Annotated in this window: 8 protein-coding genes; 5 read left to right on the top strand and 3 right to left on the bottom strand. The window is 59.5% G+C overall.

The window, feature by feature from the left end; translation table 11 throughout:
- Positions 1–16 precede the first annotated feature (16 nt).
- The 3 genes from O2597_RS15960 to O2597_RS15950 all read right to left on the bottom strand — a co-directional run bounded on the left by O2597_RS15960 (position 17) and on the right by O2597_RS15950 (position 11,889).
- Positions 17–8,914: a hypothetical protein gene (locus O2597_RS15960; protein ID WP_269526450.1), complete on the bottom strand. Its 8,898-nt coding sequence runs from the start codon at positions 8,912–8,914 to the stop codon at positions 17–19.
- A 28-nt stretch (positions 8,915–8,942) separates the two neighbouring features.
- Positions 8,943–10,757, bottom strand: coding sequence for a hypothetical protein (locus O2597_RS15955; protein WP_269526449.1), 1,815 nt, complete (start codon positions 10,755–10,757; stop codon positions 8,943–8,945).
- A gap of 61 nt (positions 10,758–10,818) precedes the next feature.
- Complete coding sequence (locus O2597_RS15950) at positions 10,819–11,889, bottom strand: hypothetical protein (protein WP_269526448.1); 1,071 nt, start codon at positions 11,887–11,889, stop codon at positions 10,819–10,821.
- Positions 11,890–12,367: 478 nt separating this feature from the next.
- On the opposite strand from O2597_RS15950, the gene purL reads away from it, so the two are divergent.
- From purL to O2597_RS15925, 5 genes are all read left to right on the top strand, one after another.
- Positions 12,368–16,306, top strand: a complete 3,939-nt coding sequence (gene purL / locus O2597_RS15945; protein WP_269526447.1) for a phosphoribosylformylglycinamidine synthase — start codon at positions 12,368–12,370, stop codon at positions 16,304–16,306.
- Between the two features lie 350 nt (positions 16,307–16,656).
- Positions 16,657–16,935, top strand: coding sequence for a type II toxin-antitoxin system RelE/ParE family toxin (locus O2597_RS15940; protein ID WP_269526445.1), 279 nt, complete (start codon positions 16,657–16,659; stop codon positions 16,933–16,935).
- Positions 16,936–17,059: 124 nt separating this feature from the next.
- Positions 17,060–17,392: a HigA family addiction module antitoxin gene (locus tag O2597_RS15935; RefSeq protein WP_269526444.1), complete on the top strand. Its 333-nt coding sequence runs from the start codon at positions 17,060–17,062 to the stop codon at positions 17,390–17,392.
- A gap of 101 nt (positions 17,393–17,493) precedes the next feature.
- Entirely contained in the window at positions 17,494–17,691 is a 198-nt protein-coding gene (locus O2597_RS15930; RefSeq protein ID WP_269526443.1) for a hypothetical protein, read from the top strand.
- A gap of 66 nt (positions 17,692–17,757) precedes the next feature.
- Positions 17,758–18,414, top strand: coding sequence for a hypothetical protein (locus O2597_RS15925; protein ID WP_269526442.1), 657 nt, complete (start codon positions 17,758–17,760; stop codon positions 18,412–18,414).
- Positions 18,415–18,548: the final 134 nt, after the last annotated feature.

The raw sequence follows: 18,548 nt of genomic DNA, 5'->3' as shown, positions 1-18,548 counted from the left end.
CGTTTTCGGGCCGAAGTTAGTTCCCAGAATACCCGTAGGTCTGGAAGAAGAGTTTGATGTCAGTAATATTGTCGATGAAGGTCTGGAGACCGGCATCCGGATCCGCACTCAGGGTGCTCCCCGGGATGATCAGCAACCAGCGCGTATTCCAGACCGAACGGCCGACCAGGCGCGTATCGAAGGTCATCTCGCTCGCGTCGAAGTATCCACTGTCGTGATACGCACGGAAGCTGGAGAACTTCCGGATCTCGCCGTCGGTGCCGCCGAGCGTGTCGAGCGGACGCCATGCCGCGTCGTCCAGGTTGGTTTCCTGTACCGGATACGGCACCGGAATCTTCTGGTCGAGCACGTCCCAGATACGGACACCGAGTTCGGTATCGGAGGGATACATCATCACATCCGAACCGACCGGCACCAGGTAGATCCGCGGGGTCTCGGACAAGCCGGTTTCGAAGCCCTCGTTGAGGTAGCCTTCGAACCAGGCACCGACCGAGTATACCTTGGTCGCGAAATTCGTCGGGTCGTAGGCGTTGTCGCCGCCGGCGAGGTTGCGTCCGAAGAAGTTCTTCCGGGAGAGGATGCTCGAGGAGAATTCGACCACGATGCCGGGCTCCGGGTTCTCCGGGTCATAGGCGGCGAAGGGGCGGCAATAGCGGCGGAACTCCGGCATGTCCCACAGGTTCGCCACCTTGGCGGCTTCCAGCTCGTCGCGCCAGGCCGTGTCGGAACCTGTATCCGGCGTGATGCGGAAGAGCTCGCGGCGGAGCGAGAAACGTCCGGTTTCGGTTTGCGGATTGTTCAGACCGAGTTGGCCCTTGAGGACTTCAAAGTTGGCCTTCATTTGGGCGAGTTGCTCGGCGAGACCGCCGTACCCGACATAAGGCGTACCGTAGGAGATGTAGCCGAGGCTGCGCTCACCGACGATATCGGACAGCATGCCCTGGGCGGAACCGGCATCGTCCGGATGGAGGTTGGTTTCGTAGTCGTAGGCCTTGGCTGCCAGATAGGTATAACGGGCGGCGAGGTCGAAGGCTTCGTGGTACTGCTGCAGCGCGGCATTGCGTGCCACCCGGAAGCTCATGTCCTGGTAGCGGTTGCGCTGCACCAGTTCGGCCACTCGCTTATTGTAGGCCTCGCGCTCATCCATCAGGCGCGCCCCCTTTTGCAGCATGGCCCGGTACTCCTCGGACATTTCGCGCAGTGCTTCCTGTTGCTTGAAGATCTCGACACGGAGGATGCCTTCATCCCCGACCATGTTCTCGAGTTCAACCAATGCCTCCTTCAAGGCATAGGTGCGCTCGTTGATATCAATGGAGAAGTCGAGGCCCATATCGATGAGATCCTTCGCCAAGGCCGCGGTTTCGGACAGTGTCGTAAAGGTCGTCTTGACCGCCTTCAGCACATATTCCACCGCGGTTGCGCCAGTCTTGGCAGCACCACGCACGACAGACAAGGCGTCCCCGGGCGAAACCGCCAGACCGCCGGTCGGCAGGTTTTCCGGAGTGAAGTCCTTGACCGCCTGGGCGGAATCGTCAATCAGGCCGGAGGCGTCATCCATGACATTGGCGGTGGTATTGAAACCGATGATCAGTGCCCCCAGGATCGTGTTATTGGCGATCTTGCCACCCATCAATCCGCGCACTTCGGAGTCGAGGTCCATCTTCGCACCGATCAGGCGGATTTGGCGAAGCACCCCGCCCTGGAAGCCATCCCATGCGGCAATCGCCTTGGCGAGCTCGGCCTCCTGCTGGATCATGCTGGCGATGTGACGTTGCAGCTCGCCGGGCGAGGCACGGTCGCCCCAGTCATCCGGCGCGGCGAAGGTATAGCCCGAGGACTTGATCGGCAGGTCCATGTTCTCGATCTTCACACGGGCTTCGTCCGTATCAAAGGTGATGCCGTCTTCACCGGTCACGATATACTCCACATCATTGAAGCTGTTGATCCAGTCGGATGGGCTGTTGGTATTGAATGAGGGAGCGTAATCCGCCAGATAGTAATTATTGTTGTCGTAGGACCACACATTGATGCGCTTGGTGAACGGATCATAGCTGGCCAGTGCGCTCGCGAAGTCATCGGTGTAGGTCGGCACGGTGTCCGCCGTGATCTCGCGGGTCTGCTGGTCCACATACATGTACAGCGCGGTGTCGGGGCCGTCGTACCCGGCCGGATAGGCCTTGCCGGAGCCGATCGTGCCGGCATAGGGCGTACCGAAGATCTCAATCAACTGGTTTCGGTAGGACATGTCCTCCTCGAAAACATTGCGGCGGAAGTCGATCTCGCTGTTTTCGATGTTGCGCAGCATCTTGTTGTACTGGCTTGCATTGTCGAAGAGCGTCGCGGCATTGGCCAGGGCCTGGGTCGCTCGTCCGTAGATTTGCTCGAAGTGCGTGGTGCCGTCGGCGATCTGGGACGGATCAATATCGAAGGTCACCGTATTGCCCGCGATGCCCAAGGGGTTGTAGCCGTTGTTGGCATCCTCGAAGGTTTGCTGCACCGCATTCATGTTTGCCGAGATCACCGCAATGTCCTTCACCGTGGTACGGTCGACCTTGCGGATACCGGTGTAGCTTGAATTCGGGTGCTCGGATGGGATCAGCGCATTGGCGGTCACCCAGTCGAAGTAAGCGCCCTGCCCGGCACGGCGGGCCCAGCCTTCGACGCCCCAGGCGCGTTGCGTGTTCGTGTCAATGTAGCCCTGCCACTGTGACTCCGGATCGGCCACATAGGCGTCGCGGTAGGTCAGTTGCACGACCTCCGCACCGGCCTTGGCCTTGGCCGCGGCTACCTGGGCGAACTTGCGCTCGTCGAGGAAGTCCACCTCGAAGACTATATCCTGCAGGCTGTACAGCTCCGAACGGGAGACCCAGTTGAAGTACGGGTGGTTCAAGAGTTCGTACTGACCGCGGATCGCCGTCAGGTAGTGTCCCCAGGCGTCCCCGTGTCCCTGCGGATACAGGACCATGGCGTCATCCTCGTCGATGAACCCGTCTTCGGTCACATCGGAAACATTATAGGAATTCGCATAGGCCGCTTCCCCTTCCCCCTTGGTGAAGTTCCAGAACAGGCGGTTGTAAACCGGGCGCGCCTTGTAGTCATAGACCCCGCGCAAGAGTGCCAGTTCTTCCTCCATCTGTGTGCTCAGCTGGTTCTGGAAGGTAAAGACGGTCGGCGCGAGGAAGCCGTATTCCACGCTGTCGCTGCCAAATCCGATCAGCGGGTTCTGAGCGTCGGTATAGGCCTCGTTGCCCAACAGCATGTAGAAGTCGGCCAGGCGTGTGGACGCGAGCAGGAGTGCGTTCGTGATGCCCGGAGTCGAAACCGGCGTGGACAGGTCGATACTCAGGCTGCGTGCACGGTTGAGGATCGTTCCGTAGAGCTCGATCAGCCCGACGTTCTCGATCACATTCTTGTCCGGGTTGAGCGCGACCGGTCCTTCGTAGCGCTGGCCGAACTGGCGGATCATGCTGGCGTAGGTGGCCGGCGCATCGCCGGTAAAGTCACGGATACGTGCTTCATACGGATTCACCGCATCCAGCACGCGCTTGACCCAGCCCTGTGCCAATTGTGCCTGGTAGTCCGGCAAGCCGTCCCCGTCGAGGTCATTCGGCGTGGAGTTGCCGGCACCGGCCCATTCGTAGGGGATCTCCGGCGTGGCGTCCCATGTGATGGGATCCGACGGTTCCTCCAGTTGGTGACGGTAGCGTACATACCAGAGCGAATCGGCCAGCAGCAGTTCAGGCGCCTGCGGGTTGCCCTTCAGTTTCATCTGGTAGAAGCCGACACCGCCGTTGCCCGAGGGGTCGCCAAAGAGTTTCCATGGGTTGGTCTGTCCGGCGGGGATGGCGTCCGGGGGCAGCGCTTCCGTGCCGTCCTCGACGCGATACCACCATTCGAAGACCAGGTCTTCCGCATTGGCGCCGAAGTCACCGGTATGACGCAGGATGATATTCTCGTCGAAGACATTGTCGGAAAGCACCACCTTGATCGCGCCACGGTAACGTTGGCGACGGTCCACCTTGATAATATGGAGGATGACCGGCGAGCCGCCGAGGCTTTCGTCATTGTTCTCGGCCAGGGTCACGTAGCTGACATCCGGCAGGCTGTCATCGGTCGGATCCAGGAAGCCGGGATTCGCCACCAGCGCAAGGCCGGGGCCGAGTGCCTTGTAGGACTGGGCCGCATCATCCACCACCCCAATCACCTCGCCGGTGTCGGGGTCGACATCATCCTGCACCTGCAGGCCGGCGGTGTAGCCACCGGCGTCGTCGATCCGGACCTGGCTCAAGCCGTTCGGGTTGCGGCTCAATTGGTAGAGCGCTTGCACCGCATCCGGCCAGTAGTCGTGGTCGCTCAGGTCCGCATAGGGGCTGTTGTCGCCCTCCCCGTTCAGCTCCTTGTACTCCACTTCGGTCAGGATGTTCGGCTCCAGTACATAAACCGCCGGCGGTGCCGCGGTCAGGGTGTCGTCTCCGATTTCCTTGTCGTTGATCAGGCCCTTGATGCCCAGTTCGCCGGTTAGCGGATCGTAGAAAATACGTTTGCCCAGGGAGGAGGACAGCTCGGGGAAGGTGTAAATCGTGCCGTCCACATCGGTGCGCCCGGTTGCGGGGCGGAGCGCTTCCGGGAAGTTGGCCACCGGCAGCGAGACACGGCGTTCTTCGAGTGCCGAGATCATACGTGCGGTGTAGGTGTCGAAATCCTTGCCGTCCTCGTCGATAGCGCCTTCGCGCATGTCGGGATTCAGGTCGTCGTAGACCACCTCGCCGGAAGCCCAGGCCAGCACGCCCGGCAAGCCCGGCGCATCGGCATTGTCGGCGGCATATTCGCCACCGGAGAAAGTCAGGGTCTCACCGACCTTGAGGACGGCGACATCCAACGGCCAGACCGTGCTGTAGTTGACGCCCTGTGCGTCGGGGTCCTGGTCCGGTTTCGTGTAATCGATCTCGGTGAATGAATCACGCCCCAGGTCTGTCGTGGGATTCGGGAGCCAGGCCACGAAGTCCCCCACACTCTTGGTGCTGTCCGGCCACCAGAAATCAGGCAGCAAGGGGTAGAAGAAGAAGGCGTCGAAGCTGCCGCCGCCGGAAACCGCCCATGCGGTATTCTTGTGGTCGGTCCAGTAGACAAGTTTGTCGGTATCCCCTTCCTTCGCATAGTTGTTCGGGCTCAGGGTCGCTCCCATCACCACGCCCAGCGGGTAGTACGGAATGACCGGCTCGCCGGCTTCCATCTCGACCGCAAATCCGTCGGGATAGTTCAACTCGTCTTCCTTGACCACGTTGAAGACCTTCATTTTGAACTCGTTGTCCGCCTTGTCGAGGAACTGCACGAGGACGTAGGGCTCGGACGTATGGGTGGAGCCGCTGGACGTGTCGTTCAGGTCGCTGTCACGCAGCGCGTAGGCCGCGTTCGGGCGGGGGGCCACCGAGGCATAGCGCAGGGATGCCGCCATGATCGCATGTTCCTCGTTCGGGTTGTAGCCCGGCAAATCCCGGTTCGGCTGACTATAGATCGCCACCTGCTCGAAACGGGCCGGATCGAAAGTCGTAGCTGCTGGGATGACCACTTCCTCTACCGTCATTTCAGGCATGATCACCTGGTCATTGCCGAGAGCATCCACGCTTTCACTGCCGTAGCCGCTCGACATCAGGATGCGCGGACTGTTGCCCGGCCAGAACGGTGCGAACTGCTCGGCCTGGTAGGGCCAGAGCATGTGGTCATTCAAGGTCGGGTCGTCATACCAGACCACAACGAAGAGGCCCTCGTTACTGGCGCTCGCCCCCGGGTAGCGGTTCACGGGGATCACCGGTCCGGGCGGTGTGCTGCTGTCCCAGAGTGATTCGCCCTGGAAGATCGAACGGTCGTAGATAAAGGGGTTGAAGCGTGCCTTGTCGAAGAAGACATAGCCGGTGCCGAGTCCGGCCTTGTCCGAACTGCTGGTCACCTTCTTGCCGATTTCCTGCGGCACAGTCGCACCGAGCCCGGTATTCCAAAGCTTGGTCTGCACCACGCGCAGCTCGACCACGCTCTGTGCGGTGCCGCCCCGGCCGGAGGGGGTGATGCGGCTGAATTCCAGAACCGTGCGTCCTGTTTCGGTGGCGGTAAATTCCTGCTGGTCGCTGACAATCGCGTCGCCTTCCGCGTAGGCAATTTCCTTGAACACGAAATCGTTCGGTTGGCCTTCCGGCGGATGCGGGATCAAGGACACACCCGGTGTATCCGCGATATGGATATAATTCGGTGCCGCCCAGACGACGGTCAGGTGGACCTTGGCGTCATTGCCGCTCTCCGTTGGCCAGTTAAAGTCGTACTCCAGGGGACGCAGCGGGAACAGGCGCTTGGCCACGGTATCCCAGAGGTAGTCGCTGGCGGTCGCGACGTCTTCACTGCCGCTTTCCACCTCGTTCGACTGCAGGCTGGGCAACTGTGTGGACAGCAGGCTGAAGTCCTCGATTTCGCCGGCAGTGAACTGGACGAATTCGCCAACCGTCAGGGTCTTGAAAATGATACGGTCGCCGTAATTCCAAACCACGCGCGCGGGACGGCTCAAGGCCACTTCAAGACCGATGTAGGTTTCGCCGTTGTAGGTGAAGGTCTTGAATCCGGCATCCAGCTGCTCGGTGCTGAAAGGATTCTCCACCGTGGTTCCAAACTCGTCCTCGATCGGACTAAAGATGGAGTTGTCACCGTTCAACCAGCCGGACAGCAGCTTCGGTCCGGCGGTCAGGTTCAGGGTCTGCGGAGCACCGATGCGGACCGTGGTGCCGTCATCATACCAGTGTGTGCCGGCGCCTTCCGAGTCATCCTGGTCGGGGCCGACCGTGCCGGACGGATTGCTCAGGAAATCGACCACCATAAGGGCTTCGGCGGAAAGCTCGGAGGTTGTCGTGCTGACACCGTACTGCAGCTTCCAGTCGTAGGTGATCCTCGTCGGGGCCGACATGGAAAACTCTGCCAACTGCTGGCGGGACGCCACGGAATCAAACAATCCGCTGGCATGGACCTGGGCGGCAAAGGCCCCGGTCGCGGTGTAACCGTAGGGCACGTAACGGATACCCAGTCCAGGGTGGCTGCTCAGGTCTTCCACCGCGCCGTCGATCTGCATGACCACGGGCGAGTCCTTTTCGATCCAGTGCTTGCCCACTCCGGGATCCGGATTACCGGAGGCCTTCGATGTGAGCGGTTCCACATAGAGGCTACCGTCCGGATTTTCGGCCAAACTCGCGGTGTTCTGGAAGTCGGAGTCGACCACCAGCGCGAGTTCGACGAGCCACTCCAACTTGACCTCCGTCTTGTCGGACAGCGCAAAAGTATAAACCGTGGCACCACTCTCCTGCACCACGCTGTTGACCGAGAAGTTCAGGAAAGTGTAACGCCGATCCGAGTTCTCAATCGTGTTCTGGTCGGCTTCCTCGTTGTCGGTTTCCGCGATCGGGGTACCGTCCGGGTTCACCTGGTAGACCGTGCGTGGCGAACGGATCGTGATCTCCGAATTCAGGATCGGGTTGCTCGACCAGTCGTTGTCGCCGATCACCTCGTCATTGATCTCCACGCGGTTTTCGGCGTAGCCGGTCTTCACATTCAGGTAGACCGTTTCCGTGAAACTGCTGTCTCCCTCGAAGACCGCTACAAAGCCCTGCGAGACCGTGTCGCCGCTGAGCGGCAGCGCGGTGCTGGAGTCACTGCCTTCCTGCATGATCAAACCGCTGCCACCGTAATAGCTGCCGGCCCACCAGAGACGCGAGTTCTGGGCATCCCAGGAGATACGGAAGTGGCTGCCAAAGGAAGGGAACGGGCTTTGTATCGGGGCCTTGACCCAGTCGAACTCGATGTCGGAATTCAACTTCGCCACAAAGCCGGTTTCGCTGGTGCTGGCCAGCGCGGTAAACTCCTCGTCGGCCCCGTAGGCACCGTGGCTGTAGAATTCCGTCACCCCGTTCACCATGTACCCGGTGACATACAGGTTGTCCGATGCATCGGCGGTCAGACTGAACCGGTTCTTGTTCGTGTCCGACGCATTGATGTTCGTGGCGTAGTTACCGTTACGGATAATCGCCTTCTTGTTGAAGCTGCTCCCCAGGCCAGTGTCGATGCGGTTGACCCATAGGTCGGAGGGAAACACGAGATGCTGCCCGATGGTGTAGATCCAGCCGTTACTGAAATGGACGTCGTAGATATCGTACAGGTCGGGATAGGTGCTGACTGAAAAGGTGTTGTCGGGATTGAATTTGGCGATGTAGGCGCGGTTCGGGTTGCTCGTCGCGGTTCCGGAACTTTTCCCTACCATATATACCGTGCCCAGGTTATCCACGGTCATGCCGCGGACGATCGAGCCGCCGTCCCCGGAAACACCGAGGGCCTCGAGCGCATAGACCCCGACTTCCGTCGAATGGTTGGTCACCGTCAGGTTCGCCGGAATCGTGATGAAGCGGGGCCAACGGCTGAGCGGGTTCTGGCCGCCGGCCACAATTTTACCGCTGGCGCTGACATAAACGAGGTCGCGGAAGGTCAGGTCGCTGTAGCTGCTGTTCGCGGAGATCGAATACTTCTCCGGGCTGTTGTTCACGACCGTGCCCGAGGTGATCGTGTTCAGCGCAAAACGGACGATGTTCTTGGTACCGGAAACATAGACGTAATCGACCGAAGCGACGGTCGCCACATGCATGGCGATCGGGTTGGAAATCGCCGTCGAGGTCAGCGTGGCCGTATTCAAACCGGCACTGTCGTACTTCTGAATCACCGTCGAAGTGCCCTTGCGGCCCAGAACGTAGCTGTTGCCCTCGCTGTCATGGTCCAGGTCGACCGCCTGAAACTCGGCTTCAATCGCCTTAAGGAAGATCTTCGTCTCCTGTCCCTGTAAGTGGGCTCCAATCAGGATCAGGAAGCTGAGAAAGTAGAAAAACTTTTTCATAGGAAAGTAGGTTCGAAGGTCCGTTCGGTTAGAAATTGAGGGTGTCGACGAGTGTCAGTCGGTTCAGGCTGAAGCTGCCTTCGGTGAGCAGGCCGATGTCCTGGCTGTTGCCGAGGGCCTTGTGCAGGCCGAAAATCTCCTCCCGGTAGGTGCCGGTCAGGCGGGTCACCCCGTAGCTCCCGTCGGAGTCGTCGTCGGGGTCCACGGTGAGGGTGAGCTCGCGGGTGACCGCAATCCCTTCCCCATGGTCCGGGTGGAGCCGGTGCAGGAAGGGGTTGGTCGGTGCGAGCGCAGGCAGGTGGATTTCACCGGCGATGACGGCGTCGGCTTCGAGGCTGCCGCTGAGCAGGACCTCATGCATGGGCAGGCTGGCGGCGGCATTGCGCGCGCCGATCAGGGCCTTGCTCACCGCGCGGCGGGTCAGGATCGTCAGGTCGTCCTCGTCGGTCACGCCGGCGTTGTACTGGAAGCTGGCTTCCTCGCTGGCGGTGGACGCCGCGTCGGTCGCGGCATCACTGAAATCGGTGCCGCCGACATATTCGAGGTAGGTTTCGGACGGTGACAGTGCGAAAACCGGTGCGGAGTCGACCGCTTCAAAGGCATTGTTCAGTGCGGCGCTCACGAGGTTGGTCAGGCTTGCCGAATCGGTGCTGACCAGGACCTGCGCTGCGGCGGTGGCCGAAGTGGTGTCGACCAGGTAGTCCAACGCCCAGACCGCACGTGGATCCCCCCAGAGCGAGGCGGCGCGGATGAGCTCGGCATCCGTGTATCCCGGCGTATTGGCCAGAAGCACATCCTTCACCGTGTTCATGATTTCCGACTCGTCCTGTCCTTCTCCTTCGGCGGTAATCGCGGTTTCGACCGCCAGGTCCAGGATGATGGAAGGCACCTCGGTAAATGCGGTGCCGGCGAGGAAACGGTTGTAGTCCTGGTTGATGTCAGCCGCATTGTGCCAGGCCGCTTCGGCGGCGATCTGTGCCTGTGCCTGCATCACGCTCAGGCCCGAGGCGCTTGCAGCTTCGGCGGCGACGGCCGCTTCGGTCACGATGTTGACGATGGCGTCGATTCCGCGGGTGTCGCCGTAGAAAGAGCTGTCACGCAGGTTTTCCGCCTTGGCCACGACCACGGCGAAGTTGCCGCCCAGCGGATCGATCGCGAAAGGTGCGTACGGATCCGCGGTGTAGGCGAAATCCGCGGCGGTGGCCCCAGCCTCGATCTCCGCCGCGACCGCGTCGGCGATGCTCTGCACGTTCTCGAGGCTGAAGAAATCGTCGGTCAGGAAGGAGCTCGCGCCGCTTCCACGGTCCAAATAGGCGGTGCCTACCGCGGCCTGGTCGAGGATCTCAGAGACCGCGGTCGATACATCCGTTTCCAGAGTGGCACTGCCGGCCAGGACAGAACTCACCGCAGTCTCCGTCGCGGTGTCGATCAATTGGTCCACCGCACGGACAGCCAGAGGATCGCCGAAATCAAAGAAGGCCGATGCGATCCGCTTGGCGATCCCGGGGTAGTTGGGATACAGCGCGGGATCGGTCAACAGCAGCAGGTCGCTGCTCCCGCCTTCGGCCGTTTCGGTGTCCACCACGGCCACACTTTTCAGCAGGTGCACCTGCCCCGCCCCGTTGACATGCAGGATCAGGCGCAGGTAGGCGGCGTCGGAGGTTGGTGTGACCTCCGCGGGATCCGTGAACTCGTAGGTGTTGGAATCACCGACCGCGCCGGTGGCCTCATTCACCGCATTCAGGGCGACTTCCCCGACCCATAGGCCGCGTGAGGGATGGGCGCCCCAGACCTGTGTGATGCCTAGCAAGCTTAAACTGACTGCGTGGAGCGTGGCTTTCATGGAAATTTGCATGACAGTGAGGGAAAATTCGGAGGGATCTGTAGGGATGTGGCGAAGCGGCTTACTGGTTCAGCAAATCGTTTCGGACCGTGAGGATGGGAATTTCGCGGATCAGGCCTGCGTCGGAGGTGATCACGAGGGTGGAGCCCATGACGGCTTCGCTGATTTCGCTGTTCTGGACGACCAAATCGATCGCGAAGGATTGCCCCGCTTCCAGCGGGCCGATCTCGAGGGTTTCGGGAAAGTCCAGCGTGACGATTTGCACGGAACCGTCCGGACCGTCCAGTGCGGTCAACAGGTAGCCCATCGGGACCAGACCGGTGCGCCCCGCACGCAGGCTGAGGCTGAGCTCCTGGGGAAATGCGGATTGATTGGTAAAGACCACACGCCGCGCGCCCGAGCTTTCATTGTAGATGATACCGCCGTTTGCGCTGCCCTTGAATTCGACTTGTAGCGGGCCGGTGAATACCGAGGCACCCTCCGCGTAGGTCCAGTAGGCCTTGCCGGCCTCCATGAAGGTGGATTCGGGGGCTGTGATCAGCACCCAGCGACCGTTCACCATGCGGTAGACCTTCAAGCCGGACTGCGCCTCCGCACCGGCAAAGAAATTGGCCACCGTGGGTGCGTTGGCCGTGTCGACAGGAAAGCCCACCAGGTTGTGGGCATTGGGATGCCAGGTCACGGCGTCAAAATACGGGGACCCTTCCAGATTCCAGGTATAGGCCGACTCGCTGTATATCAGATAGCAGTGATGCGCCTGGATCGCATACAGGTTGCTCAGGATGGCGTCGTCACGCTCGGGCGCGTACCAGACACTCCAGCTCTTGCGGTCGCCGAGGAAGTCCGACGGGCTCTCAGTGTACTCCATCGAAGTGACGGGCCGGAAGTACGAGGCCACAATTTCGATCGGGGTGCCGTCAAAAAGCGCGTCCGGCGCGCTCTCCAAGGGCTCCACTTCCAGGTACACCGCATTCCATCCGGCATTGAGCGCGATTGTTTGCGTCCTGTAAGGCCCCACTCCTTCCCCCGTATCCTGCCCCGTGAGCGGCGTACGGCCGGTTAGGCACATCAGCGCGGCGGCTATTAGAATCTTTAACGTTACGAACCGGTGGGAAGCGATTATCTTAATCATGACGGTGGTAAACAAATGCCGAGTGGCACTCGTATCCATGATAGAGATACAGCAAAGCTTCGAGGGTACCGACGAATTTATCGTGCAAGCGGCGCAGCCGCATACGGTAACTTGTGCATATGTGCACATATGAAGCAGCAAGCACCATGCGGCGTTGCTCCTTCATCAGGAAGGCGTTAGGTAGCACTAAGAGGGATCGAGTGTGTTGTTAGTAAAAGTGAGGTGCTCTCCTCAATAGGTCGTTGGGCCAGTTCGACAATTAAAAAATGAATTGTTAGGACTATTTTTTATGCGGTTCATTATTATTTCTTAATAGAGGCAACACGCATTTCAGTCACCGTCGAGACTTCAGGCTAACGGTGGCAAATCCACTAGTCGCTGAAGCAGTCTTCACACCAAACTGATCTTAAAAATTCCAACTGGGAAGTTTTCAGGATTGTTCACCTCCGCGAGGGTGTCCAAGTTAGCCCTTTTGCTAATGGAACCGATCATCTTACAAGGCCTACCCGCATTCTCCAACTTCCGCCTCAATGCCCTCCAGAGCGCGCTCAACGCCGCTGCGCCGGATCTGGCAATCGAGAGCATCGACGCCGTCGAAGTCTATTTCATCGAGTCGGAGGGCACGCTCGACGACACCACGACCGAGCGTGCCTTCACCCTGCTGAGCGCACAGAAGCACTTCGACCGTGAGGGCGGCTTCTTCGTCACCCCGCGCAAGGGCACGATTTCCCCCTGGTCCTCCAAGGCCACGGACATCTTCCACAACTGCAGCCTGAGCGAGGTTCTGCGGGTCGAGCACGGCATTCACTACCATATTTTCGGCAAGGACGGCGTCGTCCTCGGCATCGAGGAGCTGGGCCTTGCCCTCCTCGCCCTCCACGACCGCATGACCGAAGCGGTCTATGAGGACGTCAGCGACTTCTTCAAGCACTTCGAGCCGGCCTCGCTCCGCACCGTGCCCCTCATGGCCGAGGGACCGGAGTCCTTCTACAAGGCCAATGTCGACTGGGGCCTCGCCATGTCCCCCGAGGAGATCGACTACCTGGTCGCCGCCTATCAGAAGATGGAACGCGACCCGACCGACGCCGAGCTGGTCATGTTCTCGCAGGTCAACTCCGAGCACTGCCGCCACAAGATTTTCAACGCCGACTGGATCGTGGACGGCGTGCAGAGCGAGCGCAGCCTCTTCAAGATGATCCGCAACACCCACGAGCTCAACCCCGACGGCGTGCTCGTGGCCTACTCCGACAACTCCGGCGTGCTCGAGGGCTTCCCCGGCGACTGGTGGGAGGTCGATCAGCAGGACGGCTCCTTCCGCTACAAGAAGACCCCCACCCAGCTCGATATTCTTTGCAAGGTGGAGACCCACAACCACCCGACCGCGATTTCGCCCTTCCCCGGTGCCGCCACCGGCGTGGGTGGTGAAATCCGCGACGAAGGCGCCACCGGGATCGGCGGACGCTCCAAGGCGGGCCTCGCCGGCTTCATGGTCTCCGCCCTCAAGGTGCCGGGCTACGCGCTCCCCTGGGAAATCGACATCGCGGAACATCCCTCCCGCATGGCCTCGCCCATGGACATCATGATCGAGGGCCCGATCGGCGGCGCGGCATTCGGCAATGAGTTCGGCCGCCCCCAACTCTGCGGCATGTTCCGCACCCTCCAGCTGGAGCACAACGGGATCCACCGCGGCTACCACAAGCCCATCATGGCGGCCGGCGGCATGGGCAACCTCAAGCGCGAGCATGTCGCCAAGAAGGACATCCCGCCCACAGCCCTCATCATCCAGCTCGGCGGACCAGCCATGAAGATCGGTCTCGGCGGCGGCGCGGCCTCCTCCATCGGCGCCGGCTCCCAGTCCGAAGCCCTCGACTTTGACTCCGTCCAGCGCGGCAACCCGGAAATGGAACGCCGCTGCCAACAGGTCATCGACGGTTGCATCGCCCTCGGCGAGGGCAATCCCATGCTCTCAATTCACGACATCGGTGCCGGCGGTCTCTCCAACGGACTCCCCGAGCTGGTCGAAGCCACCGGTGGACGCTTCCACCTGCGCAATGTCCACAACGAGGACAGCTCTATGAGCCCGATGGAAATCTGGTGCAACGAGTCGCAGGAGCGCTACGTCCTCGCCGTCATGCCCGACCGCATCGCCGACTTTGAGGCCCTCTGCTCCCGCGAGCGCTGCCCCTTCGCCATCGTGGGCGAGGCCACCGACGACGGACAGCTCGTCCTTGTCGACTCCCACTTTGAGAACAACCCGATCGACATGGAAATGGGCGTCCTCCTCGGCAAGACCCCGAAGATGCTCAAGGACGTCACCCGCCTCGTCGAAGACCACGCCGAGCTCGACTGCTTCGGAATCGAACTGGCCGACGCCATCGACCGCGTGCTCCGCTTCCCCGCCGTCGCCAACAAGACCTTCCTCATCACCATCGCCGACCGCAGCATCACCGGTATGGTCACCCGCGACCAAATGGTCGGCCCCTGGCAGACCCCAGTCGCCGACGTCGCCGTGACTTCCACCACCATGGATGTTTACACCGGCGAGTCCATGGCCATGGGCGAGCGCACCCCGCTCGCAATCCTCGACGCCCCCGCCTCCGGCCGCATCGCCATCGGTGAGTGCCTGACCAATCTCGCCGCTTCCTACATCGGTGAAATCGGCAAGATCAAACTTTCCGCCAACTGGATGGTCGCCGCCGGCGAAGCCGGTGAAGACGCCAACCTTTACGACACCGTAAAGGCCGTCGGCATGGAGCTCTGCCCCGCCCTCGGTATCTGTATCCCCGTCGGCAAAGACTCCATGTCCATGCGCACCAGCTGGAAGGACAGCGCAGGAGTGGACCACAAGCAGGTCTCCCCGCTCAGCCTCATGGTCACCGGATTCTCCAGCGTCGAAGACGTCCGCAAGACCGTCACCCCCGACCTCAAGTCCGCCGACAGCCTCCTCCTCTGCCTCGACCTCGGTGCCGGCCAAAACCGCCTCGGCGGCTCCACCCTCGCCCAAGTGTATAACCAGGTCGGCAACACAACCCCCGACCTCGACGATCCGGAAAAATTCAAGTCCTTCTTCGCCGCCATTCAGGAGCTGCTCAAGGACGAGCTCATCCTCAGCTACCACGACCGAGCCGACGGCGGCCTCCTCGCCACCGTAGCGGAGATGTCCTTCGCCGGCCGCAAGGGAGTCAACCTCATCCTCGACAAGCTCGCCCCGTCAACCTCAGAAGGTAGCGGCGGCTGTCTCCAGCCGTCATCCGTCCTGCAAGTCCTCTTCAGTGAAGAACTCGGCGCCGTCATCGAAATCGACAAGAGCAAACTGGTCGACGTCACCGCCGTCCTCGCCAAGCACGAGATCTCCAACCTCGCCCACCTCATCGGCGGCACCACCACCGATCTCACACTCAGCATCAGCCTCAATAACGAGCCACTCTACAGCGAAAGCGTCACCACTCTGAACCGCGCCTGGTCCGAGCTCACCTTCCACATGCAGGCCCAGCGCGACAACCCCGCCTGCGCCCGCGAGGAATACGACAACCTCCTTGACGAAGGCAGCGCCGGCACCCTGATCCGTCCGACCTTCGACCTCGAAGCAGTCAACACCTTCACACCTTCCACCTTTCACCTTCCCACTCCTTCGGCGAAGCCGAAGATGGCCATCTTCCGCGAACAAGGCATCAACGGCCAAAACGAAATGGGCTTCGCCTTCGACCGCGCCGGTTTCCAGAGCGTCGATGTCCACATGACCGACCTCCTCGCCGGACGCGTCGACCTCAAGGACTTCGCTGGCCTAGTCGCCTGCGGTGGCTTCTCTTACGGCGACGTCCTCGGCGCCGGTTCCGGCTGGGCCAAGAGCGTCCTCTACAACCAGAAGCTCAAGGACATGTTCCAAGCATTCTTCGAGCGCAGCGACAGCTTCACCCTCGGCGTGTGCAATGGTTGCCAAATGATTTCCCAGCTCAAGGACATCATTCCCGGCGCCGCGCACTGGCCGCAGTTCAAGCGTAACCGCTCCGAACAGTTCGAGGCCCGCTACAGCAACGTCGAGGTCCTCAAGACCCCGAGCATCTTCTTCCAAGGCATGGAAGGCAGTCTCCTCCCCATCCCCGTCGCCCACGGCGAAGGCCGCGCCGACTTCAGTCAAACCGGCGACTTCGAGAAGTGCCTCACCCAGGATCTGATCAGCCTCCGCTACATCGACAGCAAAGGCGAACCCACCGAGCAATATCCCATGAACCCGAACGGCTCACCCGCAGGTGCCACCTCGTTCACCACACCGGACGGTCGGGCAACGATCTTGATGCCTCATCCCGAGCGCTGCTTCCGCAGCGTTCAGATGAGCTACCGCACACCGGGCAGCTTCGACGGCGAAGCAGGCCCTTGGATGAAGATCTTCCAGAACGCACGCAGCTACGTGGGTTAACTCACACAAAGGCACAGAGCTCACAAAGACCGTAAATCCGTAGGGCCTCAGCTTGCTGAGCGCCGCTTGCTTCAAGTAATTTTGAACCACGGATGCACGCGGATTAACGCGGATGGATAAAATTCCCCTCCTGCTTTGTCCTGAGCATACCGAAGGGGATTGAGGAGGGGTGGATCCCGCAAGGCGGGAGACGGGGTGGTCGCTGCCTCCAAAATTCCTAACGTTGACAGCCAAGTCATACACGACAGGCTCCAATGCAGGATGGCCATCTTGTTCAAAATGAGAATTACGCATTGCGTAACAATCAGCATTGACAGAAATTACGCTGCGCGTAATTTAAATTCAACAACATGATCCAGAGCTTTAAAGGCAAAACCGCTAAAGCTCTATGGGAGGGCAAGCGCACTCGCCTGTCTTCCGATATTACTTGGAGAGCCATTAAGAAACTTTCCATTTTAGATGCCGCCGTATCACTCGACTCACTTCGCATACCGCCCAGCAATCACCTCGAAGCCCTCTCAGGTGACCGCAAGGGCCAGCACAGCATTCGCATCAACAATCAGTGGAGGCTCTGCTTCCGATGGGAAGACGGCAACGCCTACGAAGTGGAGATCACCGATTACCACTAGCCAAAACACTGGAATCCTTTTTTTAACCGTCAATTCACGTTAATTAACGTAAATTAACGGTTCCTTCCTTTCCAACTCACAACAAACAACAATCAACGTTCAACTCGTCCCCATGACTCCTGAAATGAAAGCCATCCTCGCGGCCACGCCAGGCAGAATTCTCCTTGAAGAGTTTCTGGAACCCATGGGTATTTCACAGGCCGAGTTCGCGCGCCGCACCGGCATCCCCGCCTCGCGCATCACGGAAATCATCAAAGGCCGCCGCGCCATCACCGCCGAGACCGCCCTCGCCTTCGGTATCTTCTTCAACATGGAAGCCCAGTTCTGGATGAACCTACAGTCGCACTACGATCTCCGCCGCGCCCGGTTTGAAAAAGAAGCCGAACTCCGCAAACGGATCGAACCTCTGCCTGTCGCCGCAGTCGCGGAAGATCCGGCTAAATATAAGAGCCAATGAACAAGAGAGAAACTTCGCGAGTAGCAATAATTCCAAACTTCTTTCGGCTTAGCTAAAACTCTCGACTGCTAGTCTCAAATCCACCCAAAAGGGCTCAATCCATGGTGACAGCATTTAACATAGAACCAAAACTCTTCGATGCCCTCTCCGAGGTCATGGCGACGGACTACATTGGCGAATGGCACAAAACCGCCAACCCCGCCTTCGACAACTCGACCCCACTCCAAGTCATCGAGCGCGGCGAGGCCGACCGTATCTGGCACATGATCTACCGGTTGCAGGCTGGGGAGCTCGTGTAATGTTTAAATTCTACGTTTGACCCCATCCTGCGCCCAAGGCTCATGTAACGGAAAGTAGTAATGACAATGCAATATTTGCTTAAATATTCGATTATAGTGTCTGTCGTTTTATCATTGAATTACTATTGTGGATGTGTCGCTGGTTTACCGGTCGAAAAAGTGAAAACGGACAGCGCATTCGCTAAGTCTGAGAAGATATGGGATGCAATCCAGCTTTACGAAGAGTTAAATAAAAAACCTCCGGCTTCTCTAGATGAATTAGTTGAGTCTGGATTGATTTCAGATGACTTGCTGATGGCTCCAGATGGGAAACTGTTTGCAGCTATTTATTTTGTAGATAACGAGGTTCATAGTGATTCAAAGGAGGTATACTACTATTTGTATTGTGTTGATCAGGGCCAAAAATTTGTACGCACAATTTATTCGTTTGAATACCCCTGGCTTGGTAGGCGTTGGGAAGAAATTACTGTTGAGGGGTATGCGTTTAATGAAAGAAGAGGTGCATTTCTTTTTGTAGAACCAAATGCCAAGATATGGATTGACGGGCTCGAAGCGTGGGACAAGGCATCGCTCGACGCTTTACTGAATATAAAAGGCAAAGTTGTTGAGAGCATGGAATTGACCCCTGAGGAAAAGACTGAGAGAGAATGGATGCCTGGATTCATAGGGGCCCCTACAGGAGAACAGCACCTTCGAATAATAGACTGGGAGTTGTCGGAATAATTAAAGAGTGAGCCGGCCCCGTAAAGTTGGACAGGTTGCTTCACCGAGTTAAAGTAAAGCAACCAATGAAAAAGAGACGAAAGTTCACATCCGAGTTCAAAAGCAAGGTAGCGCTGGAGGCGCTGCGGGAACAG

The sequence above is a fragment of the Coraliomargarita parva genome, from assembly GCF_027257905.1.
Taxonomy (GTDB): Bacteria; Verrucomicrobiota; Verrucomicrobiia; order Opitutales; family Coraliomargaritaceae; genus Coraliomargarita_A; species Coraliomargarita_A parva.
This window is presented reverse-complemented; position numbering and strand designations above follow the sequence as displayed.